Genomic DNA, 23181 nt, shown 5'->3' on the forward strand with positions numbered 1-23181 from the left:
GCATGGCGGCGCTCATCGCCCCCTTGGCCAGGCTGCTGGACAGCGACCTGTTCTACTCCTTCCGCCGCTCCCCGGTGACGGTGCTCTCCGCCCTGGTGGGGCTGGTCTGCCTGGTGGGGGCGGGGCTGGCGCCCTGGCTGGCGCCGCACGACCCCTTCGACCTCGCCAGCCTGAACCTGATCGACGCCTTCAAGCCGCCCGCCTGGATGGCGGAGGGCGACGGCACCTACCCGCTCGGCACGGATGATCAGGGGCGGGACGTGCTCTCCGCCATCATGTATGGCGCGCGCATTTCGCTGCTGGTCGGCATCTGCTCGGTGATCTTCTCCACCCTGCTGGGTGTCGGCCTGGGGCTGGTGGCCGGCTATCTCGGCGGCACGGTGGATGGGCTGCTGATGCGCATCGCCGATATCCAGCTCACCTTCCCCTCCATCCTCATCGCCCTGCTGGTGGATGGCGTGGTGCGCGCCGTGCTGCCGCGGGAGGTGCATGACCAGATCGCCCTCTTCGTCGTCATCTTCGCCATCGGCATCAGCGCCTGGCCGCAATTCGCCCGCACCGTCCGCTCCTCCACCCTGGTGGAGCGGAACAAGGAATATGTCCTGGCGGCGCGGGTCATCGGGCTTTCCCGGCTGCACATCATGCTCACCCATGTGCTGCCCAACGTGCTGGGGCCGGTGCTGGTGATCGCCACGCTGAATCTCGGCAACGCCATCATCTCCGAGGCGACGCTGAGCTTCCTTGGCGTTGGCGTGCCGCCGACCGAGCCTTCCCTCGGCACCCTCATCCGCATCGGCAATGATTTCCTGTTCAGCGGCGAGTGGTGGATCACGATCTTCCCCGGTGTGGCGCTGATCGCGATGGTACTGTCCGTCAACCTGCTGGGCGACTGGTTGCGCGATGCCCTGAACCCGAAGCTCCGCTGATGCAGCCGATCCTCCCTTCCCCATCGCGCGAGCGCGACGGGGCCCCCATCCTCGAAGTCCGCGATCTGCGGGTGGAGTTCCCCACGCGCCGCGGCACCTTGCGGGCGCTGGACGGCGTTTCCTTCAGCATCATGCCGGGGGAGGTGCTGGGCGTGGTGGGCGAGAGCGGCGCCGGCAAATCCATGACCGGCGCCGCGATCATCGGGCTGCTGGAGCCGCCCGGGCGCATCGCCGGCGGGCAGATCCTGCTGCACGGGCGGCGCATCGACAATCTCCGCTATGAGGCGATGCGGAAGATCCGCGGCAAGGAGATCGGCGCGATCTTCCAGGACCCGCTGACCACGCTGAACCCGCTCTACACCGTCGGCGACCAGCTCGTGGAGACGATGCTGACGCACCTGCCGATCGGCGCCGCCGAGGCCCGGAAGCGCGCCATCGGCTGGCTGGAGATGGTGGGCATTCCGGCCGCCGCGCAGCGGGTGGACAGCTACCCGCATGAGTTCAGCGGCGGCATGCGCCAGCGCGTCGTCATCGCCCTGGCCCTCTGCGCCGAGCCGCGCATGGTGGTGGCGGATGAGCCGACCACGGCGCTCGACGTCTCCATCCAGGCCCAGATCATCGCCCTGCTGAAGACCCTGGCGCGGGAGAAGGGGATGGCGATGATGCTCGTCACCCACGATATGGGCGTGATCGCCGAGACGGCGGACAGGGTGGCGGTGATGTATGCCGGGCGCATCGCGGAAATCGGCCCGGTGCGGAGCGTGGTAAAGGCACCGCGCCACCCCTATTCCGAGGGGCTGATGGCCTCCATCCCGCCGCTCGACCGCAAGGTGGACCATCTGGCGCAGATCGAGGGGGCGATGCCGCGGCTCTCCGCCATCCCGCCGGGCTGCGCCTTCAACCCGCGCTGCCCGCATGTGTTCGACCGCTGCCGGGTGGAGCGGCCGGAGCTGCTGGAGACCACGGCGACGCGTGCCGCCTGCTGGCTCTACGACCCGGCCTCCGCCAAGCAGGCGCCGGAGGCGCTGCGCCATGGCTGAGGAGCCGATGCCTCGTGCCCCCGGCACGGCCCTGCCACATGCCCCCGGCGCGACCGCCATGCTGGTGGCCGATGAGCTGGCCCGCCATTTCGACGTCTCCCGCCCCCTGCTGCAGCGGCTACTGGCCGGGGAGGGCAAGCGCATCCTGCGCGCCGTGGATGGCGTCTCCTTCGAGATCCCGAAGGGCACCACCCTGTCGCTCGTGGGTGAAAGCGGCTGCGGCAAATCCACCGTGGCGCGGCTGGTCGTCGGCCTCTACCCGCCGACCCGCGGGCGCGTGCTGTTCGACGGCCAGGATTTGCACCAGGCCCGCGCCGCCGCGGCGCAGCGCCGGCGCATGCAGATGATCTTCCAGGACCCCTACGCCTCGCTGAACCCGCGCTGGCGGGTGCGGGACATCGTAGCGGAGCCGATCCGCGCCTTCGGCCTGATCCCCGATCAGGCGGCGCAGCGCGCCAGGGTGGCGGAGCTGCTGACCCAGGTAGGGCTCTCGCCGCTGGATGGCGAGAAATACCCGCATGAGTTCAGCGGCGGCCAGCGGCAGCGCATCTCCATCGCCCGGGCGCTGTCCTCCAACCCGGAATTCCTGGTCTGCGACGAGCCGACCTCGGCGCTCGACGTCTCCGTGCAGGCGCAGATCCTGAACCTGATGAAGGACCTCCAGGCGCGGCTCGGCCTCACCTATCTCTTCATCAGCCACAACCTCGCCGTGGTGCGGCAGGTCAGCGACCGCATCGGGGTGATGTATCTCGGAAGGCTGGTGGAGCTGGCGGAGGCGGAGACGCTCTTCACCGCGCCGCGCCACCCCTATACGCGGGCGCTGATGGAGGCGATCCCGGACCTCGAGATGACCGGGCGGCAGCGCATCCCGGTGGGCGGCGAGGTGCCGAGCCCGATCAGCCCGCCCTCCGGCTGCCCCTTCCATCCGCGCTGCCCGCTGGCGGATGCGCGCTGCAAGGCGGAGATGCCGAAGCTGCTGCCGCTGAAGGGCCAGGCCGGCACCATCGCCGCCTGCCATGCGGTGGAGGAGGGGCGGGACCCGCCGCCCACGCCGGCCGGCACGGCTCAGCGGATCGGCACCACCGAGACGGCGTTGTAGGGCGAGCCATCCACCAGCTTGGTGGACCAGGCCATGTAGATGATCACGTTGCGCTCCTCGTCGAGGAAGCGATGGACGCGGGTTTCCTTGAAGAAGAGGCTGGTGTCGCTTTCATAGACCCGCTCGCCGCGTTCGCCGCGCCGGGCGCCCTCCGTCACCCGCACCGGGCCGGTGGCGGTGCAGGAGAGGGAGAAGCGGGCCGGGTCCTCGGCGATGCCGACCATGCCGGAGAGGCCGCCGGTGCGCGCCTGGGAAATGTAGCAGGAGACGCCCTGCACCTCCGGGTCGTCGAAGCGCTCGATCACCACGCGGTGGCTGCGGGTCAGGCCGAGATTGGTGAGCGCGGTGTTCACATGGCCGATTTCCTTCGTCTCCTGCGCCGCGGCGGGGAGGGCAAGGAGGAGCAGGGTGGCAAGGGGCAGCAGGCGCATTGGCGGGCCTCCGGGATGGTGGGGGCATCACGCGGCCAGGCGGTGCGGGTTGCAAGGGGGGCCGAGAGGGGCGCCGCCCCTCCCGGGCATCGCCAAAGGCCGAAGGGCCTTCGGAAACCATCAGTTCGAGCCTTGCGGGTTCAACTCGCAGCCTCGAAGGGCCTCGGCGCTTGGCGGGGTTGGACGCACTGCGTCCAAGGTGAGAGGAAGGGTCGCGCCGCAAGACGCGCCTAGAGCAGATCGCCGGAGGGCGGCATCGCCCGGAGGCGTGAATCTGCTCTACAATCCATAAGCTAGAGCGGCTTCGCGCTGCACAGTCAGCGTGAAACCGCTCTAGCGGCGCGACGCCCTGCTTCAATCCCCCAGCGCGACGCCCTCGCGCCGCGGATCGGCCCCACCCTGCAGCCTGACGCCCTCGGCCCCGCGCAGGATGCGGATGACATGCAGCCCGGAGGTCATGGTCCGCAGCTCAACCGGAAAGCCCCGCGCCTCCAGCCCCGGCGCCAGCGCCGCCGCGCCAGTCCCGGCCTCCAGCTCCAGCCCCGCATTCAGCGCCCCGATCCGCGGCAGCGAGACCGCCGCCTGCGGCTCCAGCCCCCAATCCAGCAGCGCCACCAGCGTCTGCGCCACATGGCCGATGATGCGCGAGCCGCCGGCCGAGCCGAGCAGCAGCATCGGCAGCCCATCCGCGCCGAAGACGATGGTGGGGGACATGGAGGAGCGCGGCCGCTTGCCCGGGCCCACCCTGTTCGCCACCGGCCGCCCCTCGATCTCCGGCAGGAAGGAGAAATCGGTCAGCTCATTGTTGAGGAAGAAGCCGCGCACCATCAGCCGGGCGCCGAAGAGGTCCTCGATGGTGCTGGTCATCGCCAGCGCATTGCCCTCGGCATCGACGATGGAGACATGGCTGGTGCCGCCCTCCGGCTGCGGCGGCTGGCTGGCCAAAGCGGCGCCGTCCTGCCAGGGCGGGTTGCCGGCCCGCGGCGCCGCCAGGGCGTGGTCGCGGTCCAGCAGCTGGGCGCGGAGCAGCAGGTAGGTGGGGTCCAGCAGCCCGCGCAGCGGCACCGGCACCTGGTCCGCATCCGCCAGATAGCGGTTGCGGTCGGCGAAGGCGATGCGCCCCGCCTCGCCCAGCAGATGCGCCGCGTCCAGCCCGCGCGGATCCAGCCCCGCCAGGCTCTGATGCGCCAGGATGCCGAGGATCTGCAGCACCGTGGCGCCGCCGGAGGAAGGCGGCGGGAAGCCGCAGACCGTCACGCCGCGATAGGGGCCGCACAGCGCCTCCCGCTGCTTCGGCGCATAGCCGGCCAGGTCGTCCGTCGTCATCAGCCCGGGATTGGCATGGGCGCGGATGGCGGCGGCGATCTCGGCGGCGATCGGGCCGCGATGCAGCGCCTCCGCCCCCTGCTCGGCGATGGCGCGCAGCGTCGCGGCATAGGCCGGGTTGCGCAGCGTGGCGCCGGCGGGCAGCGGCTTGCCATCGGGCAGGAACAGGGCACGCGCCTCGCGGTCCTGCGCCAGATGCGCGGCGTCCTGGGCGATCAGCGCGGCGAGGCGCGGGGTGACGGGGACGCCGTTCTCCGCCGCCGCGATGGCGGGGGCGAAGAGCGCCGCCCAGGGCAGCCTGCCCTGCGCCTTGTGCAGCGCCTCCAGCATGCGCATGGCGCCCGGCACGCCGACGGCGCGGCCGCCGATGGCCGCGGCGAGGAAGGCCATGGGCTGGCCATCCTTCAGGAAGAGCGTGGGCGGCGCGGCGGCGGGCGCCACCTCCCGCCCGTCCCAGGCGCTCAGATGCCGCGTGGCGGCATCCCAGTACAGCGCCAGGGCGCCGCCGCCGAGGCCGGAGGATTGCGGCTCCACCAGGCCGAGCATGACCTGGGTGGCGATGGCGGCGTCGATCGCGGTGCCGCCGGCGCGCAGCATCGCCATGCCGGCTTCCGCCGCCAGCGGATGCGCGGCCGCGACCATCTGCCGCTGCGCCCGTGCCGTGGCGGGGATGAGCAGCAGGAGGAGAAGCAGCAGCAGCGCCGCGGCCGCGCGGCGGCACGGCGTATCGAAACCCCCGCTGCGGGATATTTGCGCGGCCTGCCCCGCGGCGTGACCAGCCGATGGGCAAGCCATGTCCCGCGGCGCCAGGAAATGCGCCGCCGTTGCAGTTTCGGGGCTGGTCAGGCGCTGCCTCGGGACGCTCAATCCCGCCGCCGGATGCGGCGCCGGGAGGGCCCGGCGGCAGGGCAGCCTCCGGCGAGGCGGGGAGCGGTAGGACATGGAGCTTGGCCTCGGCGGACGGGTCGTCGCGGTCACCGGCGCGGGCAGCGGCATCGGCCGCGCCATTGCGGAGCTGATGGTGGCGCAGGGCGCCGTGGTGCATGCCGCGGACCGCGCGGCGGCGGGTCTTGCCGACCTCGCCGCCGCCTGCCCGGGCCTCCGCGCGAGCGTGGTGGAGCTGACCGACCGCGCCGCTGCTGCCGGCTGGATTGCGGCGGTGGAGGCGGCCTCAGGCGGCGCCATCGCGGTCCTCGTCAACAATGCCGGCGGCTCGCTCGGCCAGGTGCCGAAGGACATCGCGGAGGTCTCCGACGCCGAATGGGATGCGGTGCGCGAGATCAACCTGGATACCGTCTTCGTGCTGTGCCGCGCCGTGGTGCCGGGCATGCGGCGCGCCGGCGGCGGGCGGATCGTCAATATCGGCTCGCGCGCCGGCTCGCACGCCTCGCTGAACGGGGTGCAGGCCTATACCGCGGCGAAGCACGGGCTGGCCGGGCTGACGCGGCAATTGGCCGCCGATCTCGGCCCTTCCGGCATCACGGTGAATTACGTCGCCCCCGGGCTGGTGCTGACCAACCCGGCGCGCGAGGCGCAATGGGCGCGCTACGGCGAGGCCGGGCAGCAGGCGATGCTCGGCCGGGTCGGGCTGCGCCGCCTCGGCACGCCGCGGGACATCGCCCATGCCGTCGCCTTCCTCGCCTCCGACCTTGCCGCCTTCGTCAGCGGCGCCGTGCTGCCGGTCGATGGCGGCATGGCCTGAAGCCGCACTGCGCAGGAGTACCCCCATGCCGAGACCCATCCTCACCCGCCGCGCCCTCCTCGCCGCCGGCGCCACCATGGCAGCGCCGGCGCTGCATGCCCAGCCGCGGCGGCCGATCCGGCTGATCATCCCCTTCTCCGCCGGCGGCAATACGGATGTGCTGGCCCGGCTGCTGGCGCCGCGCGCCGCGGAACTGCTCGGCGTGCCGGTGGCGGTGGAGAACCGGCCGAGCGCCAGCGCCATCGTCGGCGTGGAGGCCGTGGCGCGGGCGCAGCCGGACGGCACCACGCTGCTCTGCTGCGACACCACCCTGCCGGTGCTGCCGGCGCTGCATCAGCAGCTCCCCTTCGACATCTTCCGCGACCTGGTGCCGCTGGCCTCCGTCGCCTCGGCGCCGACCACGCTGGTGGTGCGGGCCTCCCTGCCGGCGAAGACGCTGCCGGAATTCATCGCCCTGGCGAAGGCGGAACCCGGGCGCATCACCTACGCGACAGGCAGCATCGGCGGCACGGCGCATCTGGCGGCGCTGCTGCTGCAGGAACAGGCGGGCATCCGCATGAATTTCGTGCCCTATTCCGGGGCGGGGCAGGCGGCGAACGATCTGGTCGCCGGGCATCTCGACGTGAATTTCTCCGCGCTGAACGCCATCCTCGGGTTGATGCAGGCGGGCACCATCCGGGCGCTGGCGACCAGCGGGGCGGAACGCCAGGCTCTGGCGCCGGAACTGCCCACCTTCCGGGAATCCGGCCTGCCGAATGTGGTGGTGGCGGCGCATTGGGGCTTCTACGCGCCGGCAGGGCTGGCGCCGGAGCAGGTGGAGAAGATCGGCGGCGCCTTCCTGCAGGCCGCGCGCGAGGAACCGCTGAAGGCGGAGCTGACGCGGCGTGGCTACGCCCAGGTGCAGGCGGATGCGCCGGCGCATGCCCGCATCCTGCGCGAGGAATACGAGAAATGGGGCGGGGTGATGCGCCGGGCCGGCAGCGTGGGTTGAGGAGGGCGCGCGCTGCCCTCCGCCTTGGGCGCAGCGCGGCGCCCAGCCCCAGCCGCCAAGGACCGAAAGGCGCCTGAAATCCCCGGCTTCGTCAGCCCGCCAGCGGATGGGACCCGGCGCCTGATGCTCGCCCGCCGGCCGGCCATTGTACACATTTTGTTCTTTACCGGGTCGCGCGGCGGCGGCAGGCTCGGCCTGGGCGAAATGGAGTTCAGAGATGTCCGACGAGTCTGTCCTGCGCGACCTGTTCGACCGGTGGGAGCGGGTCTGGCATGAGGGCCAATACGATCTGGTCCCCGATTGCGTTGCGCCGACCTATATCCGGCACGATGAAGCCGGAGACCGGACCGTCACGCGCGAAGCCTACGCCGCTGAACTCGCCAGGCTCAGGCAGGACCGGCCGGATGTGCGCATCGTGGTCTACGATCACGCCTTGCACGGAAGCCGTGCCTGGTACCGCTTCACGATGACATGGACCGACCAGAGCACTGGCGAGGCCCGCAGCCGCGCAGGCCTGCAGGCCTACCGCATCGAGGATGGCAGGCTTGCGGAGACCTGGGTGATCCTTCAGCCGCTGGGCTCGGCATGGAGCGACCCCGTGGCGCAGGAGCGCTGGACCAGCCCTCCGCCGGCGAGGTGAGGCAGCACGGTTCCGCACCTCCTCGCCGGTTCACGCCGGCGATGGTTCGGCAGGTGCCCGGCGTCAGGCCTTATCCAGCAGCGCCACCCGCGCCAGGCCGCGGTTGCGGAAGGCCAGCGCCTCCGCGACATGCGCGCGCTGCACCGTCTCGTTCGCCGCCAGGTCGGCGATGGTACGGGCCACGCGCAGGGTGCGGGTGATGCCGCGGGCGGAGAGGCGCAATTTCTCCGCCGCCTGCTCCGCCAGGGCGCGGGCGGCGCCATCCACCGCCAGCGCCTGCTCCAGCGCGGCATCCGGCGCGGCGGCGTTGCAGCGCGGGCCGTCCTCGCCGTAGCGGGCGCGCTGCCGCGCCCGGGCGGCCTCGATCCGCGCGGCGACCGTGGCGCTGGTCTCGCCGGCGGGAGCGTGGAAGAGCTCGGCGGGCGGCACCGGTCGCACTTCCACCGTCAGATCCATGCGGTCCAGCAGCGGGCCGCTGAGGCGGTTCTGATACTCCTCCCCGCAGCGCGGCGCCTTGCCGCATTCCCGCCTGGCCTCGCCCAGATAACCGCAGCGGCAGGGATTCATCGCCGCGATGCACTGGAATCGCGCCGGATAGGTGATGTGGGCATTGGCGCGGCTGATGCTGGCGCGCCCCGTCTCCATGGGCTGGCGCAGCGCCTCCAGCGCCGGACGGGGGAATTCCGGCCATTCGTCCAGGAACAGCACGCCGAGATGGGCGAGGCTGATCTCCCCCGGCTTCGCCCGGTTGCCGCCGCCGATCAGCGCCGGCTGGCTGGCCGAATGATGCGGCTCCCGGAAGGGCGGGCGCACCACCAGGCGGCCGTCGCGCAGCAGCCCGGCGACGGAATGCACCATGCTGACCTCCAGCGCCTCCGCCGCGGAGAGGTCCGGCAGCAGCCCGGGCAGCCGCGCTGCCAGCATGGATTTGCCGGCGCCTGGCGGGCCGATCATCAACAGGTTGTGGCCGCCGGCAGCGGCGATCTCGAGGGCACGCTTGGCGGTTTCCTGCCCCTTCACCTCGGAAAGGCAGGGGCCGCGGGGCGCGACGGCATCGGGCGGCGGCGGCTCGGGCGGGCTCAGCACCTGCAAGCCGCGGAAATGGTTCAGCAGGGCGGGCAGGTCGGGCGCCGCCAGCACCTCGATCCGCCCGGCCCAGGCCGCCTCGCCGCCCTGCGCCGCCGGGCAGATCAGGCCAAGATCACGCGCCGAGGCGCCGAGCGCCGCAGGCAGCACGCCGGCGACGGGCTGGATGCTGCCATCCAGCGAGAGTTCGCCGAGCGCGGCATAGCCGGCCATCTCCTCGCGCGGCAGCACCGCCATCGCCGCCAGCACGGCGAGCGCGATGGGCAGGTCGAAATGCGAGCCTTCCTTCGGGATATCGGCCGGCGCCAGATTCACCAGCACGCGCTGCGGCGGCAGGGAAAGCCCCATGCCGGCCATGGCCGCCCGCACCCTTTCCCGAGACTCCGCCACCGCCTTGTCCGGCAGCCCGACGATGGTGAAGGCGGGCAGGCCGGAGGCGATCTGCACCTGCACCTCCACCGGCATGGCCTCGATACCGGAGAAGGCGAAGGTGGCGATGCGGGCGATGAGCATATGGCGGAAGCTAGCCGCTACGCTCGCGCAACTGAAGCCTCATTCCTCCGGGCCGTGGCGGCGCTGCGCCGGCTTACCGCCCGAAGGGTGGCGGCTGGTGGCCGGGTGGCAGCCCCGGATACCAGGCGCGGGCTTCGCCCGGCGGCGGCAAATGGCCGGGCGGGATCGGCGGCGCGGCGTGCCAGGGCTGGGCAGGCGCCCGCTCGCTCCGATGGCCGTCGCCGCGCTCGCGCCAGGCCTCGCGCCACTGCCGGTCATGGCGGTCGTGGTCCCGCCCGCTTCCGGCGGGTGCGCCGCGGCCATGCCCGCTCTCATCCTGCCACGGATCGGCCAGCGCGACCCCCGGGGCGAGCAGCGACAGGCCAAGGCAGGCGGCGAGCAACGGCAGGCGCGGCATGGCTGGGAGTCCTTCTCTGCTGCTGCCTTGACTACCGGGCAAGGCCGGCGATGCCATGGCGGCGGCAAGGCAAGGCGTTGGCAGCCCGCCCGGGGCGATGCCGCTGAAGCCAGGCCGCCCGGGGTCGGGTGCGAGCCGGCATGGGGCGGCAGGCCGCCTGCCCACGCCGCGCTTGAATCCCGGCCGGTATCCGTTCCAGCCTGACCGCCTGCGCTTTCCGCGGCCGATCCTGGCCCGTGCGGGAGTGGCGGGGACTGCGAGCAAAAGCCGGCGGGCCGCAGCGGACCGCCAGGCCGGCCCCGAAGGGCCGAACCAGGAAGGGAGGCAAACGCATGGTCTTTTCCCGGCGGGGCGCGCTCGCGCTCGGCGCCATGGCCGCCATCGGCGCGCGGCAGGCCGGGGCGCAGGCGCCCGTCATCCGCATCGGCGTGCTGACGGACATGTCCGGCCCCTATCGCGACATCAGCGGCCCGGGCTGCGTCGTCGCCGCCCGCCAGGCGGTGCAGGATTTCGGCGCCGCCGGCGGCTTGCGGGTGGAGATCCTGCAGGCCGACCACCAGAACAAGGCCGATATCGGTCTCAACATCGTCCGCCAGTGGTTCGACCGCGAGGCGGTGGACGCGGTGGCGGATGTGAACAACAGCGCCATCGCCCTGGCGCTGAACGGCCTGGCGCGGGAGAAGAACAAGGTCCAGCTCAACAGCGGCGGCGCCTCGGTGGACATCACCGGCCCGCAATGCGGCCCGAACACCGTGCACTGGACCACCGATAGCTGGGCCAATGCCCGCTCCACCGGCGGGGCGCTGGCCAAGGCGGGGGCGAAGCGCTGGTACTGCATCACCGCCGACTACGCCTTCGGCCATTCGGTGCAGCGGGAGGTGACGCGGGTGGTGCGGGATTTCGGCGGCGAGGTGGTCGGCGCCTCGGTCTATCCCTTTCCGGCGACCACGGATTTCTCCTCCTTCCTGGTCTCCGCCGCGGCGACGCGGCCGGATGTCATCGCGCTGTGCAATGCCGGGACGGACATGATCAATTGCGTGAAGCAGGGGCAGGAATTCGGCCTGGCCGGGCGCAACATCCGGGTCGCCGCCATGATCGGCTTCATCGTGGACGTGCACACGCTGGGCCTGCATTCGGCCCAGGGGCTGACGCTGACGGAGAGCAGCTACTGGGACCTCAACGACCGGACGCGGGCGCTGACGCGCCGGCTGCAGCCCGGGTTGCCGAATCGCCACTGGCCGAACAGCGTGCAATTCCAGTGCTACTCCGCCGTGCTGCACTACCTGAAGGCGGTGGCCGCCATCGGCGCGGCGCGGGCGAAGGCCTCCGGGCTGGAGGCGGTGCAGGCGATGCAGGCGATGCCGACCGACGACGACGCCTTCGGCCCCGGACGGGTGCGGGAGGATGGGCGCAAGCTGCACCCGACCTATCTGTTCCAGGCCAAGGCGCCGGGGGAGAGCCGCGGCGGCTGGGACTATATGAAGCTGATCGCCACCACCCCGGCGGAGGAGGCGTTCCGGCCCGTGGCGGAAGGGGGCTGCCCCTATGCGAGGACCTAGAGCGGGATCGGTTGGGCTGCGCTCACCCGCCCCGCTCTAGCTCATGGATTGTAGAGCAGATTCACGCCTCCGGGCGATGCCGCCCTCCGGCGATCTGCTCTAGCTCATTGTTCGGTCGCGTGACTCACGGTTTCGGTCGATTCGACCTCAACCGATCACGCTCCAGGCGCAGGTTAGGGGGCGGCGCGGGCGGGCTGCGCCGGCCTGAACCGCGCCGGCCCGGCGTCGCCGCTCCGCCCGGACATGCCTAGCCCGCGGCGAGCGCCTGCGCCCGCCGCCAGAGGCGCAGGAAATTGCCGGACCACAGCAGGCCCAACTCGCGCTCGCCATAGCCGCGCGCCCGCAGCGCCGCCGTCAGCCCCGGCGTCTCCGCGGCATCCGGCCAGCCGATGACGCCGCCGCCGCCGTCGAAATCGGAGCTGACGCCGACATGCTCGATGCCGATGCGGCGCACCGCATGGTCCACATGGTCGGCCATGTCCTCGACGCTGGCGGGGTTCTTCTGCCCATCCGGCACGCGGCGCAGGAAGGCGCCGACGGCGGTGATCTGGGCCAGCCCGCCCACTGCCTTCAGCGCGTCCAATTGCTCGTCATCGACGCCGCGCGGATGGTCGCAGAGGGCCCGGCAGGCGGTATGCGTCGCGACGATGGGCGAGCGGGAGAGCGCCGCCGCCTGCAGCATGCCGCGCTTCGAGACATGCGACACATCCACCAGCATCCCCGCCGCGTTCAGCGCCGCGACCGCCTGGCGCCCGAAGGCAGAAAGGCCGCCATGCTCCTCCGGCCCGTCGCCCAGCGCCGGCCTCGGCCTGGCGCTGTCGGCGAGCTCGTTATGCCCGTCATGCGTCAGCGTCAGGTAGCAGGCGCCGAGCGCCCGCCAGCGCGTCGGCGCGCCGAGGTCGCGGCCCATGGCGTAGCCATTCTCTACCGCCGAGAGCACGCCGAGCGCGCCGGCCGCATGGCAGGCTTCCAGCTCCCCGGGCGTGGCGCAGAAGCGGAAGGCGCGGCCATCGGCGCGCTCCCGGATATGGTGCAGCATCGCCTCCGCCCGCGCCGCGGCGGCTTCGTGGCCGGCCGCGTCGCGCCGGCCCTGCGGCACATAGGCGATGAAGACCACGGCGCGCATCCCGCCCCGCGCCATCTTCGGGAAATCCACCTGCTGCTTCGTCTCGGTGCGGGGATCGGGCGGGTTCGGCCAGCCTATGTCGACATGGGTGTCGAGGGTGAGGAGGGTCACGCCGCCTCTCCCCAGCCGGTGAGGAAGCGTTCCAGCAGCCGTCCCAGCCACTCCACGCAATAGCCGCCTTCCTGGATGATGGCGCTGGGCAGCTTCATGCCGCCGAGCAGGGCGCCGGCGCGGGCGAAGCCATCCGCGGTGACGGCGAGGGCGTTCAGCGGCTCATGCTCGCTGGCATCGAAGCCGAGGGAGACCACCAGCGCCTCGGCGCCGAAGCGCTCCGCCGCCGCGATGCCGCTGCGGATGGCCTTCAGCCACCCGTCATCGCCGGTGCCGAAGGGCAGGGGGGCGTTGAGGTTCAGCCCCTCGCCGGGGCCGGCGCCGCGCTCCTCGGCATGGCCGGTGAAGAAGGGGTAGTAGCGGTTCGGGTCGCCATGGGTGGAGAAGGTGAAGACCCCGCCATCCTCCCAGAAGATCCCCTGGGTGCCGTTGCCATGGTGGCTGTCGATGTCGAGTGTTGCGACCCGCTTCGCCCCGGCGCGCCGCAGCGCCTGCACCGCCAGGGCGGCGTTGTTGAGGTAGCAATGGCCGCCGGCGCGCGCCCGATAGGCGTGGTGGCCGGGCGGGCGGCAGAGGGCGTAGGCGGTGCGGCCGGCGGCGGCTTCTGCCGCCGCGGCGAGCGCCACGCCGGCGGCGGCGAGGCTCGCCTCCCAGGTGCCGGGGCCGATCGGGCAGGCATTGTCGGCGCTGTACCAGGCGGCCTGGCCGACGATGCTCTCCGGCCGGCGCGCGCCATTGGCCAGGGCGTCGGCAGTCGCGTGCATATTGGGCACCACCTCCGGCCCGGCATCGGGCAGCGCCGCCCAGGCCGCCGCCGCGCCAGCCAGGTAGTCGAGGTAGTCCGGGGCGTGCACGCTCTCGAGCATCGCCCGCGCCGGCAGGGCGGCATTCTCCGGCGCCAGGCGCAGCGCGGAAAGGCCTTCCAACAGCGCCTCGGCCCGCGCCGGGATCTCGAAATTCGGCCGGATCTGGCCGCGAATGAGGAAGAAGCGCGGCGTGTGGCGCCGCTGGTCCGGATGGAAGAAGGCCCGCATCGGCCGAAGCTAGCCCGCGCGGCGCGCCACGGGAACACCCCGGCACGAGATTCGCATGGGCGTGGCGGGACCGGGCGACAGCCGGCCGCACCTGCCTTGTCCGGGGGGCGGTTGTTCGCCTCGGCGGAATCATCTGGGGACCAAGCATGAACATCACGCGACGAGGCCTGATGGCCGCCGCTTCGACCGCGCCCCTGCTGATGCGGGCCAGCGATGCGCTCGCCCAGGGCATCACGCCCCGCCGCGGCGGCATCCTGACCACGGTGCTGAACCCCGAACCGCCCGTGCTGCAGATGGGCGTGAACAACCAGGGCCCGACGCTGGTCGCCGCCAGCAAGATCTTCGAGAGCCTGCTGACTTATTCGCCCACGCTGGAACCGATCCCGATGCTGGCGAAGAGCTGGACGATTAGCGAGGACGGCCGCGAATACGTCTTCAAGCTGCAGGAGAACGTCAAATTCCACGACGGCCAGCCGATGACGGCCGATGACGTGGTCTTCTCCATCATGAAATTCCACATGGAGCTGGCGCCGCGCGCCCGCACCGTGTTCCAGAACATCGATGTCTGCGAGGCGGCGGACCCGCACACCCTCCGCATCACGCTGAAGAAGCCGTTCCAGCCCTTCCTGCTGATGTTCGACGCGACGGCCTGCTGCATCGTGCCGAAGCATATCTTCGACGGCACGGATTTCCGCACCAACCCGGTGAATGCCAGGCCGATCGGCACCGGGCCGTTCAAATTCACCGAATGGCAGCGCGGCAATTTCATCCGACTGGACCGCTTCGACGGCTACTGGAAGCCGAACCGCCCCTATCTGGACGCCATCATCTACCGCATCGTGCCGGACAGCCAGAGCCGCCGCCTGGCGCTGGAAACCGGCCAGGTGCTGCTGACCCAGGCCAACGACATCGAGCCCTTCGACGTGCCGCAGCTCCGCGCCCGGCCGAATCTCACGGTCGAGACGAAGGGGTGGGAGTACATGTCCCCGCTCTCTTGGATGGAGATCAATCACCGGGTCGGGCCGCTGGGGGACCCGCGGGTGCGGAAGGCGATGTCCATGGCGATCGACCGCAATTTCATCGTCAACCGGCTGTGGTTCGGCGTGGGCAAGGCGGCGACAGGGCCCATCTCCTCGACCACGCGATTCTACGACCCGAATGTGAAGCTCGCGCCCTTCGATGTGCGGGCGGCGAACCAGCTTCTGGACGCCGCCGGGCTGAAGCCCAACGCACAGGGCGTGCGCGCCACGCTGAAGCACCTGATGCTGCCCTATGGCGAGATCTGGACGCGGCTGTCCGAATATCTGCGCCAATCCATGCGGCAGATCGGCATCCAGCTTGAGATGGAGAGCACCGATGCCGGCGGCTGGTCGCGCCGCATCGGCGCCTGGGAATACGAGACCTCGATCAACTTCCTCTACCAGCTTGGCGACCCGACCCTCGGCGTCGAGCGCAGCTATGTCTCCAACAACATCCAGAAGGTCACCTTCACCAACACGGGTGGCTACGCCAACCCGAAGGTGGATGAGCTGTTCTTCGCCGCCCGCGACGCCGCCGACGCGCCGACCCGGCAGCGCCACTTCACCGAGGTGACGAAGATCCTGGTGGAGGAAGTGCCGCAGATCTGGCTGATGGAGCTCACCTTCCCGACGATCTACGACAAGAAGCTGCACAACGTCATCACCACCGGCACCGGGGTGCATACCGGCTTCGACGACATGTTCCTCGCCTCCTGATGGAGGCGTCGAAGCTGCCGGGCTTCCTGGCCCGGCGCGCGGTGAAGGCGGTGCTGGTGGTCTTCGCCATCATCGTGTGCAATTTCCTGCTGGTGCATGCGGCCCCCGGCGACCCGGCGAGCGTCATCGCCGGGCAGTCCGGCGTGGCGGATGCCGCCTTCATGGAGCAGCTCCGGAAGCAGTTCGGCCTGGACCAGCCGCTGCACACCCAGCTCTGGATCTATCTGAAGAGCGTGGCGCAGCTCGATCTCGGCTTCTCTCACCGGCAGCAGCAGCCAGTGGCGAAGCTGGTGCTGGAACGCCTGCCGGCGACGCTGCTGCTGACCGGCGCGGCCTTCGCCTTCGCCATCGCCGGCGGCGTCACGCTGGGGGCGCTGGCGGCGCGGCGCGTCGGCACCTGGGCGGACAGCCTCATCACCGTGCTGGCGCTGACCTTCTACGCGACGCCGCTGTTCTGGGTAGGGCTGATGCTGGTGCTGGTCTTCTCCGTCTGGCTGGAATGGCTGCCGAGCTTCGGCATGGGCACCGTCGGCGTGGAGCTGCACGGCTTCGCCTTCGCCCTCGACCTGGCGAAGCATCTGCTGCTGCCGGCGCTGACCCTGGGGCTGTTCTACCTCGCGGTCTATTGCCGGCTGACGCGGGCAACGATGCTGGAGGTGGCGGACCAGGATTTCGTCAAGACGGCGCGGGCCAAGGGCGTGCCGGAGGGCCGTATCTTGCGTGCCCATGTGCTGCGCAACGCGCTGCTGCCGGTCATCACCTTCGCCGGCATCCAGGCCGGGCAGCTCGTCGGCGGCGCCATCCTGGTGGAGACGGTCTTCGCCTGGCCCGGCATCGGCCGCCTGGCCTTCGAGGCGCTGCTGGCGCGCGACTACCCCGTGCTGCTGGGCGTCTTCTTCTGCACCGGCGTGATGGTGGTGCTGTTCAACCTGGTGACGGATCTGCTCTACGCGGTGATCGACCCGCGAGTGGAGGTGGCGGGGTGACCGCCCCCGATCGTGGAGCGTCGCGCCTGCGGCGCGCCGGAATGCCGCAGCGCCGCAGGCGCGAGAAGCGGAACGTCAATCGGGGGCGCAAAGACGGGGTTCGATCGCATGCGTGACTTCTGGCGGCGCTTCCGCCGCAACAAGGGGGCGGTGGTCGGGCTGCTCATCCTGGTCCTCGTCATCCTGCTGGCGGCGACGGCGCCCTGGCTCTTCCCTGGCAGCCCCTGGGACATGGCGGCGGCGCCCTTCATGCCGCCGGGCGAGATGGACATGCTGCTGGGGAGCGACAGTTTGGGGCGCGACGTGGCCGCCGGCATCGCCCATGGCGCGCGCATCTCGCTGCTGGTCGGCGCCGTCTCCACCGTGGCGGCGCTCTGCATCGGCGTGTCGCTGGGCGCCATTGCCGGCTATCTCGGCGGCGTCGCGGATGATGCGGTGATGCGCTTCACCGAATTCTTCCAGACCATTCCGAGCTTCGTCCTGGCGATCCTGCTGGTGGCGATCTTCACCCCCTCCATCATCTCCGTGGTGTTTGCCATCGCCATCGTCTCCTGGCCGCCGGTCGCACGGGTGGTGCGGGCGGAGTTCCTGTCGCTGCGGTCGCGGGAATTCGTCCAGGCGGCGGAGGTGCTGGGGAAGACGCGGCTCGCCATCGTATTGGGGGACATCCTGCCCAATGCGCTTTCACCCATCATCGTGCTGTCCTCGCTGATGGTGGCCAGCGCCATCCTGCTGGAGAGCGCGCTCTCCTTCCTCGGCCTGGGCGACCCGAACCTGATGACCTGGGGATTCCTGATCGGCGCCGGCCGCTCCGTCATCCGCTTGGCGTGGTGGATGAGCGTGTTTCCCGGGCTCGCCATCTTCCTGACGGTGCTGGCGCTGAACCTGGTGGGGGAGGGGCTGTCGGACGCGCTGAATCCACGCCTTGCGCGGCAGCGGGGAGGCGCGGCATGAGGATGGATGCGACTCCCTCCCCCGCGCTGCGGGGGAGGGGACGATGACTCTTCTCACCGTCGAGAACCTCACCGTCGCCCTGCCGCAAGGCGGCGACCGGCCGCATGCGGTGGAGGGCATCTCCCTGTCCATCTCCGCCGGCGAGATCCTCTGCGTCGTCGGCGAAAGCGGCTCCGGCAAGTCGATCACCGCCAATGCGGTGATGGGGCTGCTGCCGCGCGGCCTGCCGGTGACCTCCGGCGCCATCGGCTTCGAGGGAAAGGACGTGCTGGCCCTCTCGCCCGAGGCCATGCGCCGCCTGCGCGGCAGCCGCATGGCGATGATCTTCCAGGAGCCGATGACCGCACTGAACCCGCTGATGCGCGTCGGCGACCAGATTGCCGAGGCGTTGCGCGTGCACGGCGCCGGCGCGGATGCGGCGAAGCGGGTGCCGGAGCTGCTGGCGGCGGTGAACCTGCCGGACCCGAAGGCGATCGCCCGCAGCCACCCCTTCCGGCTTTCCGGCGGCCAGCGCCAGCGGGTGATGATCGCCATGGCGCTGGCGCTGGAACCGACGCTGCTGATCGCCGACGAGCCGACCACGGCGCTGGACGTCACCACCCAGATGCAGATCCTGCGGCTGATCCGCGAGATCCAGTCGCGCCGCGGCACGGGGGTGATGTTCATCACCCATGATTTCGGCGTGGTAGCGGAGATCGCCGACCGCGTCGCCGTGATGCAGCGCGGCCGCATCGTGGAGCAGGGGCCGGCGGCCGAGGTGCTGAACCACCCGCAGCACCCCTACACCAGGGCGCTGATCGCCGCTGTGCCGCATGGTGCGCCAGACTCCCGGCCGCAGGTCACCACTGCACCAGTTCTGGACGTGAAGGGGGTGGAGAAGACTTATCGCCGCGGCGGCATGTTCGGCGCCCGCGCCGTGGTGCGCGCCGTGCACGACGCGGATTTCATCCTGCGGCGCGGCGAGACGCTGGGGCTGGTCGGCGAAAGCGGCAGCGGCAAATCCACCCTGGCGCGTTGCGTGGTGAAGCTGGTGGAGCCGGAGACCGGCACCATCGCCTATCACGGCACGGATCTCCGCCCGCTGTCGCGCAATGCCTGGAAGCCCTTCCGCCAGCGCATCCAGATGATCTTCCAGGACCCCTATGCCTCGCTGAACCCGCGGCGGAAGGTAGGAGAGGCGATCGCCGAGGGCCCCATCACCCACGGCGTCGCGCGCGGCAAGGCGCTGGCCAAGGCGCGGGAGCTGCTGGCGCTGGTCCAGCTCGACCCCGGCGCCATGGAACGCTACCCACATGAATTCAGCGGCGGCCAGCGCCAGCGCATCGGCATCGCCCGCGCGCTGGCGATGGAGCCGGAGCTGCTGATCGCCGACGAGCCGGTCTCGGCGCTGGATGTCTCCGTCCAGGCGCAGGTGCTGGCGCTGCTCGCGGATATCCGGGAACGCCTGGGCCTCACCATGCTCTTCATCACCCATGATCTGCGCGTGGCGGCGCAGGTCTGCGACCGGGTGGCGGTGATGCAGCGCGGTGCGATCGTGGAGCAGGGGCCCACGGCCGAGGTGTTCTCCGCGCCGCAGCACCCCTATACCCGGCAATTGCTGGACAGCATCCCGGGAAGGGGCTGGACTCCGCCGGCGGTTTGACGAGGGACGGAAATGCTGGACCAAGGGGCGCGCCGGGCGATCCTGGAGGCGGTCGATTCGCTGCGGGAGTGGGAGGTGGAAACGCTCTCCCGCCTGGTGCGCTGCCCCTCGACGCTGGGCAATGAGGCCGCCGCGCTGAACGAGATGGCGCGGATCTATGAAGCGCTGGGCCTCTCGCCGCAGCGCGTGCCGGTGGAGCCGGACAGGCTGCGTGACCACCCCGGCTTCTCGCCGCCACTCATCCCCTATGCGGGGCGGGACAATGTGGTGGCCATCCACCGGCCGCGGGCGGTGGCGGGGCGCAGCCTCGCCTTGCAAGGGCATGTGGATGTGGTGCCGGAAGGCGCGGCCGATATGTGGGAGACGCCGCCCTATGAGCCGGCGATCCGCAACGGTCGCATCTATGGCCGTGGCGCCGGCGACATGAAGGCGGGCATCGTCAGCTATTGCGCCGCCTTCGAGGCCTTCCGCCTGGCCGGGCTGCAACCCGCCGCCGAGGTGCAGTTGCAGGCGGTGATCGAGGAGGAATGCAGCGGCAATGGCGCGCTGGCCACCATGCTGGCCCTGCCGAAGCCGGAGGCCGTCATCATCCCGGAGCCGGGGCCTGGTGTGGAGGCGCTCTACACCGCCGAAGTCGGCGTGGTCTGGGCCTGGGTCACGGTCAGCGGCAGGCCGGCGCATGTGCGGGACATGCAGGCTGGGCTGAACGCCATCGAGGCCGCGAGCATCATCGCCGCCGCCTTCAAGGCGTACGAGGCGGAGATGAACCGGGCGGAGCGCATCCACCCGGCCTTCCACGGCAACAACCATCCGGTGAACGTCAACCTCGGCACCATCGAGGGCGGGGAGTGGAATTCCTCCGTCGCCACGCGCTGCCGCATCGGGCTGCGCGTCGGCGTGATGCTGGGGTACACCGCGGCCGAGACGAAGCGCGACGTCGAACGCATCGTCGAGCAGGCGAAGCAGCATGAAAGGCTGCGCGGCGCACTCGTAAAACTGGAATTCAAGGGCTTCATGGCCGACCCGTGCCTGTTCGACACCGAAGCCGAAATCGTGCAACTGGCACGGCGCAGCCACGCCGAGGCGACGGGCGGCACGCTGCGCGACTACCCGGCGACGGGGCTGACCGATGGCCGCTTCTTCCAGCTCTACCAGGGGACGCCGGTCGCCTGTTTCGGGCCGGATGCGGTCGACATCCACGGCATTGACGAGAATGTCAGGCTGGACAGCATGCATAACATCACCCGGACCATCGCACTGGCGATGGCGGCGTGGTGCGGGGTGGAGAAGAGATGAGCACGAATCTGCCGCTCTCCGGGGCGCGGCTCTGGGACAGTTTGATGGAGATGGCGAAGATCGGCGGCACGCCGAAGGGCGGCAGCAACCGCCAGACCCTGACGGATGTGGATGCCGAGGGGCGCGCCCTCTTCCAGCGTTGGGGCGAGGCCTGCGGGCTGACGCTGAGTGTGGATCGCCTGGGCAACATGGTGTTCCGGCGGGAGGGGCGCGACCCGTCCCGCGCCCCCATCGCCATCGGCAGCCATCTGGACACCCAGCCGACGGGCGGGAAATTCGACGGCGTGCTCGGCGTGCTGGCGGGGCTGGAGGTGATGCGCGCCCTGCATGAGGCGGGCGCCGAGACCGAGGCGCCGCTGCTGCTGATCAACTGGACCAACGAGGAAGGCGCCCGCTTCGCACCCCCCATGATGGGCAGCGGCGCCGCCATGGGCATCTTCACCGAGGCGGAGGTGCTGGCGAAGCGCGACGCCGCCGGCGCGGTGTTCGGCGAGGAGCTGAAGCGCATCGGCTGGCAGGGGACGGCCGACCCGGCCGAATTGCAGAAGGTGGGGGCGTATCTCGAACTGCATATCGAGCAGGGAAAACTGCTGGAGGATGCCGGGCTCGATGTCGGCATCGTCACCCATGCCCTGGCGCAGAGCTGGTTCGAGGTGGTGGTGGAAGGCGAGGAGGCGCATGGCGGCTCCCCCATGGCCGGGCGGCGGGATGCGATGATGGCGGCGGCGCCTTTGATCTCGGCGGTGGAGGAGATCGCGCTGACGACGCTGGCACCGAACGGCGAGAAGGGCCGCGGCACGGTGGGCGTGGTGGAGGTCTATCCCGCCTCTCGCAACGTCGCGCCCAGCCGGGTCTTCTTCAGCGTCGATTTCCGCCATAGCGATCCGGAGGCGCTGGCGCGGATGGGCGAGGCGTTGACGGCGCGTGCCGCTGACATCAGCGCGGCGCGCAAGGTGAAGGCGACGGTCTCGCCCTTCTGGCATTCGCCGCTGACGCCCTTCGATGCTGGTCTCGTCGCGCATGCCCGCGACGCCGCCATCGCCCGTGGCCTGAAATATCAGGAGATGCCGACCGCCATCGGCCATGACGCGGTCTATATGGCGCGCAAGGTGCCGACGGTGATGATCTTCACCCCCTGCCATGGCGGCCTCTCGCACAACGAGGCGGAAAGCATCACGCCGGAATGGGCGACGGCCGGGATGCAGGTGCTGGCGGATGCGGCGCTGGCGGCGGCGGGGTTGGTGAAGCCGTGAGCGCCTCCGACCGTCCGGGCGGCAGCGAGGGCGGTTCGACGCATGCGTCGAACCGGTCGCGCCCGATCAACCTGCCTTTGTCCGTGGACAGGCTGTGGGACAGCCTGATGGAGATGGCGCGCATCGGCGCCACGCCAGAGGGTGGCAATAACCGCCCAGCCCTCTCCGCGCTGGATGGCGAGGCGCGGGCGCTGCTGGCGCGCTGGGGGCAGGAGATCGGGCTGACGCTCAGCGTCGATCGCCTCGGCAACATGGCGCTGCGGCGGGAGGGCAGGGACTCGGCGCGCAAGCCGGTGCTGGTCGGCAGCCATCTGGACACGCAGCCGACGGGCGGCAAATTCGACGGGCCCTATGGCGTGCTGGCGGGGCTGGAAATCCTGCGCGCCCTGCACGAAAGCGGCACGGTGACGGAAGCGCCCATCGTCCTCGTGAACTGGACCAGCGAGGAAGGCTGCCGCTTCTCCCCCAGCATGATCGGCGCCGCCGGCGCCATGGGCGTGCTGAGCGAGGCCGAGGTGCTGGGCCGCCGCGCCATCGACGATGGCGAGCGCTATGGCGATGCGCTGGCCCGCACTGGCTGGGCCGGCACCGCCGACCCCGCCGCGCTGCGCGACGCCGCCGCCTATTTCGAGGCACATATCGAGCAGGGCCCGACGCTGGAGGCGGAGGGCTATGACCTTGGCATCGTCACCGGCGGCTTCGCCACGGAGCGCGCCATGGTGAGCGTGCACGGCAAGGACAGCCATGCCGGCACCACGCCGATGGAGATGCGCCAGGATGCGCTGCTGGCCGCAGCCGAGATGATGGTCGCCGCCGAGCGCATCCTGCTCACCCGCGCGCCGGAGGGCCGCTGCACCGTCAACCGCGTCATCGTGGAACCGGGTGCGGATGGCGTGGTGCCGGGCGGTGCCCGCTTCGCCATGGATTACCGCCACCCCTCGACCGAGACGCTGCACGCGCTATGGGCGGCGGCGGAGGAGGAGTGGAGCGCCATCGCCGCGCGCCGCCGCGTCGCCGTCTCGCGCGAGACCTACTGGGCCTTCCCCCGCGTGGAATTCGACGCGTCGCTGGCCGCCAGGCTGCGCGCGGCCGCCACGCGGCACGGCGCGAAGCAGCGCGACATGCTCTCCGGCGCCGGGCATGATGCCTATCATGCGGCATCGCGCATGCCGGCCGTCATGCTCTTCATCCCGTGCCATGGCGGCATCAGCCACCACCCGACGGAGTCGATCTCCCGCGAATGGGCAGAGATCGGCCTGCGCGTGCTGGCGGAGGCCGTGATCGAAACCGCGAACAGCAAGCGGCCGACCGCGTAGCGGCGCCGCCGCGTGAA

Annotated in this window: 20 protein-coding genes; 14 read left to right on the top strand and 6 right to left on the bottom strand. The window is 71.1% G+C overall.

Translation table 11 applies throughout. The features are described from left to right. The first annotated feature begins 2 nt into the window (after nt 1-2). The 3 genes from E5N76_RS12210 to E5N76_RS12220 are packed head-to-tail and all read left to right on the top strand — an operon-like array spanning nt 3 to nt 3065. Entirely contained in the window at nt 3-926 is a 924-nt protein-coding gene (locus E5N76_RS12210; RefSeq protein WP_149537578.1) for an ABC transporter permease, read from the top strand. After that, the gene (locus E5N76_RS12215; protein ID WP_149537579.1) at nt 926-1966 is read left to right on the top strand and encodes an ABC transporter ATP-binding protein; all 1041 of its coding nucleotides are present in this window, start codon (nt 926-928) and stop codon (nt 1964-1966) included. The genes E5N76_RS12210 and E5N76_RS12215 overlap by 1 nt, the downstream gene beginning before the upstream one ends. Before the next feature lie 7 nt (nt 1967-1973). After that, complete coding sequence (locus E5N76_RS12220; protein ID WP_207791955.1) at nt 1974-3065, top strand: ABC transporter ATP-binding protein; 1092 nt, start codon at nt 1974-1976, stop codon at nt 3063-3065. Here the strand turns inward: E5N76_RS12220 and E5N76_RS12225 are convergent. Both E5N76_RS12225 and ggt read right to left on the bottom strand, forming a co-directional pair. After that, nucleotides 3032-3496 (bottom strand): CreA family protein, encoded by a 465-nt coding sequence (locus E5N76_RS12225; protein WP_149537581.1) that lies wholly within the window; start codon nt 3494-3496, stop codon nt 3032-3034. The genes E5N76_RS12220 and E5N76_RS12225 overlap by 34 nt on opposite strands. 354 nt (nt 3497-3850) lie before the next feature. After that, nucleotides 3851-5617: a gamma-glutamyltransferase gene (ggt, locus tag E5N76_RS12230; protein ID WP_207791956.1), complete on the bottom strand. Its 1767-nt coding sequence runs from the start codon at nt 5615-5617 to the stop codon at nt 3851-3853. 145 nt (nt 5618-5762) lie between these two features. Here ggt and E5N76_RS12235 point away from each other — a divergent pair, with 145 nt between their 5' ends. The 3 genes from E5N76_RS12235 (at nt 5763) to E5N76_RS12245 (ending at nt 8155) form a co-directional block, all read left to right on the top strand. Beyond that, complete coding sequence (locus E5N76_RS12235) at nt 5763-6524, top strand: SDR family NAD(P)-dependent oxidoreductase (protein WP_149537582.1); 762 nt, start codon at nt 5763-5765, stop codon at nt 6522-6524. A 25-nt stretch (nt 6525-6549) separates the two neighbouring features. After that, nucleotides 6550-7515, top strand: a complete 966-nt coding sequence (locus E5N76_RS12240; RefSeq protein ID WP_187830130.1) for a Bug family tripartite tricarboxylate transporter substrate binding protein — start codon at nt 6550-6552, stop codon at nt 7513-7515. 217 nt (nt 7516-7732) lie between these two features. Further along, entirely contained in the window at nt 7733-8155 is a 423-nt protein-coding gene (locus E5N76_RS12245) for an ester cyclase (RefSeq protein ID WP_149537584.1), read from the top strand. A 63-nt stretch (nt 8156-8218) separates the two neighbouring features. Here E5N76_RS12245 and E5N76_RS12250 read toward each other — a convergent pair whose 3' ends face one another. Beyond that, nucleotides 8219-9754 (bottom strand): YifB family Mg chelatase-like AAA ATPase, encoded by a 1536-nt coding sequence (locus E5N76_RS12250; protein WP_149537585.1) that lies wholly within the window; start codon nt 9752-9754, stop codon nt 8219-8221. A 73-nt stretch (nt 9755-9827) separates the two neighbouring features. Continuing rightward, nucleotides 9828-10151: a hypothetical protein gene (locus tag E5N76_RS12255; protein ID WP_149537586.1), complete on the bottom strand. Its 324-nt coding sequence runs from the start codon at nt 10149-10151 to the stop codon at nt 9828-9830. Nucleotides 10152-10483: 332 nt separating this feature from the next. Here E5N76_RS12255 and E5N76_RS12260 point away from each other — a divergent pair, with 332 nt between their 5' ends. After that, nucleotides 10484-11710 (top strand): ABC transporter substrate-binding protein, encoded by a 1227-nt coding sequence (locus E5N76_RS12260; RefSeq protein ID WP_149537587.1) that lies wholly within the window; start codon nt 10484-10486, stop codon nt 11708-11710. Between the two features lie 247 nt (nt 11711-11957). On the opposite strand, the gene E5N76_RS12265 is transcribed toward E5N76_RS12260, so the two are convergent. Together E5N76_RS12265 and E5N76_RS12270 are read right to left on the bottom strand one after the other, a co-directional pair. Then, on the bottom strand, nt 11958-12947 hold the full coding sequence (locus tag E5N76_RS12265; protein WP_235907675.1) for a dipeptidase: 990 nt from the start codon (nt 12945-12947) through the stop codon (nt 11958-11960). Then, nucleotides 12944-13981 carry a histone deacetylase family protein gene (locus E5N76_RS12270; protein ID WP_149537588.1) on the bottom strand — a complete coding sequence of 346 codons (1038 nt, stop codon included), beginning with the start codon at nt 13979-13981 and terminating at the stop codon, nt 12944-12946. The genes E5N76_RS12265 and E5N76_RS12270 overlap by 4 nt, the downstream gene beginning before the upstream one ends. 170 nt (nt 13982-14151) lie before the next feature. On the opposite strand from E5N76_RS12270, the gene E5N76_RS12275 reads away from it, so the two are divergent. The 7 genes from E5N76_RS12275 (at nt 14152) to E5N76_RS12305 (ending at nt 23164) form a co-directional block, all read left to right on the top strand. Continuing rightward, nucleotides 14152-15717, top strand: a complete 1566-nt coding sequence (locus tag E5N76_RS12275) for an ABC transporter substrate-binding protein (protein ID WP_235907676.1) — start codon at nt 14152-14154, stop codon at nt 15715-15717. After that, entirely contained in the window at nt 15717-16703 is a 987-nt protein-coding gene (locus tag E5N76_RS12280; protein ID WP_149537589.1) for an ABC transporter permease, read from the top strand. The genes E5N76_RS12275 and E5N76_RS12280 overlap by 1 nt, the downstream gene beginning before the upstream one ends. A 108-nt stretch (nt 16704-16811) precedes the next feature. After that, on the top strand, nt 16812-17657 hold the full coding sequence (locus E5N76_RS12285; protein WP_149537590.1) for an ABC transporter permease: 846 nt from the start codon (nt 16812-16814) through the stop codon (nt 17655-17657). Nucleotides 17658-17700: 43 nt separating this feature from the next. Further along, nucleotides 17701-19299, top strand: coding sequence for an ABC transporter ATP-binding protein (locus E5N76_RS12290; protein WP_149537591.1), 1599 nt, complete (start codon nt 17701-17703; stop codon nt 19297-19299). Between the two features lie 12 nt (nt 19300-19311). After that, nucleotides 19312-20595, top strand: coding sequence for an ArgE/DapE family deacylase (locus E5N76_RS12295; protein WP_149537592.1), 1284 nt, complete (start codon nt 19312-19314; stop codon nt 20593-20595). After that, nucleotides 20592-21848 (top strand): Zn-dependent hydrolase, encoded by a 1257-nt coding sequence (locus E5N76_RS12300; protein WP_149537593.1) that lies wholly within the window; start codon nt 20592-20594, stop codon nt 21846-21848. Before E5N76_RS12295 ends, E5N76_RS12300 begins: the two co-directional genes overlap by 4 nt. A gap of 83 nt (nt 21849-21931) precedes the next feature. Next, nucleotides 21932-23164: a M20 family metallo-hydrolase gene (locus E5N76_RS12305; RefSeq protein ID WP_235907677.1), complete on the top strand. Its 1233-nt coding sequence runs from the start codon at nt 21932-21934 to the stop codon at nt 23162-23164. Nucleotides 23165-23181 lie beyond the last annotated feature (17 nt).

Source organism: Siccirubricoccus phaeus (assembly GCF_008360935.1).
Classification (GTDB): domain Bacteria; phylum Pseudomonadota; class Alphaproteobacteria; order Acetobacterales; family Acetobacteraceae; genus Siccirubricoccus; species Siccirubricoccus phaeus.

Bases quoted from the DNA above. Each gene is read 5' to 3' on its own strand.
- E5N76_RS12285 (WP_149537590.1), top strand. From the start codon at position 16,812: ATGCGTGACTTCTGGCGGCGCTTCCGCCGCAACAAGGGGGCGGTGGTC.
- E5N76_RS12245 (WP_149537584.1), top strand. From the start codon at position 7,733: ATGTCCGACGAGTCTGTCCTGCGCGACCTGTTCGACCGGTGGGAGCGG.
- E5N76_RS12270 (WP_149537588.1), bottom strand. From the start codon at position 13,981: ATGCGGGCCTTCTTCCATCCGGACCAGCGGCGCCACACGCCGCGCTTC.
- E5N76_RS12255 (WP_149537586.1), bottom strand. From the start codon at position 10,151: ATGCCGCGCCTGCCGTTGCTCGCCGCCTGCCTTGGCCTGTCGCTGCTC.
- E5N76_RS12295 (WP_149537592.1), top strand. From the start codon at position 19,312: ATGCTGGACCAAGGGGCGCGCCGGGCGATCCTGGAGGCGGTCGATTCG.
- E5N76_RS12250 (WP_149537585.1), bottom strand. From the start codon at position 9,754: ATGCTCATCGCCCGCATCGCCACCTTCGCCTTCTCCGGTATCGAGGCC.
- E5N76_RS12220 (WP_207791955.1), top strand. From the start codon at position 1,974: ATGCCTCGTGCCCCCGGCACGGCCCTGCCACATGCCCCCGGCGCGACC.
- E5N76_RS12280 (WP_149537589.1), top strand. From the start codon at position 15,717: ATGGAGGCGTCGAAGCTGCCGGGCTTCCTGGCCCGGCGCGCGGTGAAG.
- E5N76_RS12215 (WP_149537579.1), top strand. From the start codon at position 926: ATGCAGCCGATCCTCCCTTCCCCATCGCGCGAGCGCGACGGGGCCCCC.
- E5N76_RS12225 (WP_149537581.1), bottom strand. From the start codon at position 3,496: ATGCGCCTGCTGCCCCTTGCCACCCTGCTCCTCCTTGCCCTCCCCGCC.
- E5N76_RS12235 (WP_149537582.1), top strand. From the start codon at position 5,763: ATGGAGCTTGGCCTCGGCGGACGGGTCGTCGCGGTCACCGGCGCGGGC.
- ggt (WP_207791956.1), bottom strand. From the start codon at position 5,617: ATGGCTTGCCCATCGGCTGGTCACGCCGCGGGGCAGGCCGCGCAAATA.
- E5N76_RS12210 (WP_149537578.1), top strand. From the start codon at position 3: ATGGCGGCGCTCATCGCCCCCTTGGCCAGGCTGCTGGACAGCGACCTG.
- E5N76_RS12240 (WP_187830130.1), top strand. From the start codon at position 6,550: ATGCCGAGACCCATCCTCACCCGCCGCGCCCTCCTCGCCGCCGGCGCC.
- E5N76_RS12290 (WP_149537591.1), top strand. From the start codon at position 17,701: ATGACTCTTCTCACCGTCGAGAACCTCACCGTCGCCCTGCCGCAAGGC.
- E5N76_RS12300 (WP_149537593.1), top strand. From the start codon at position 20,592: ATGAGCACGAATCTGCCGCTCTCCGGGGCGCGGCTCTGGGACAGTTTG.
- E5N76_RS12260 (WP_149537587.1), top strand. From the start codon at position 10,484: ATGGTCTTTTCCCGGCGGGGCGCGCTCGCGCTCGGCGCCATGGCCGCC.
- E5N76_RS12275 (WP_235907676.1), top strand. From the start codon at position 14,152: ATGGCCGCCGCTTCGACCGCGCCCCTGCTGATGCGGGCCAGCGATGCG.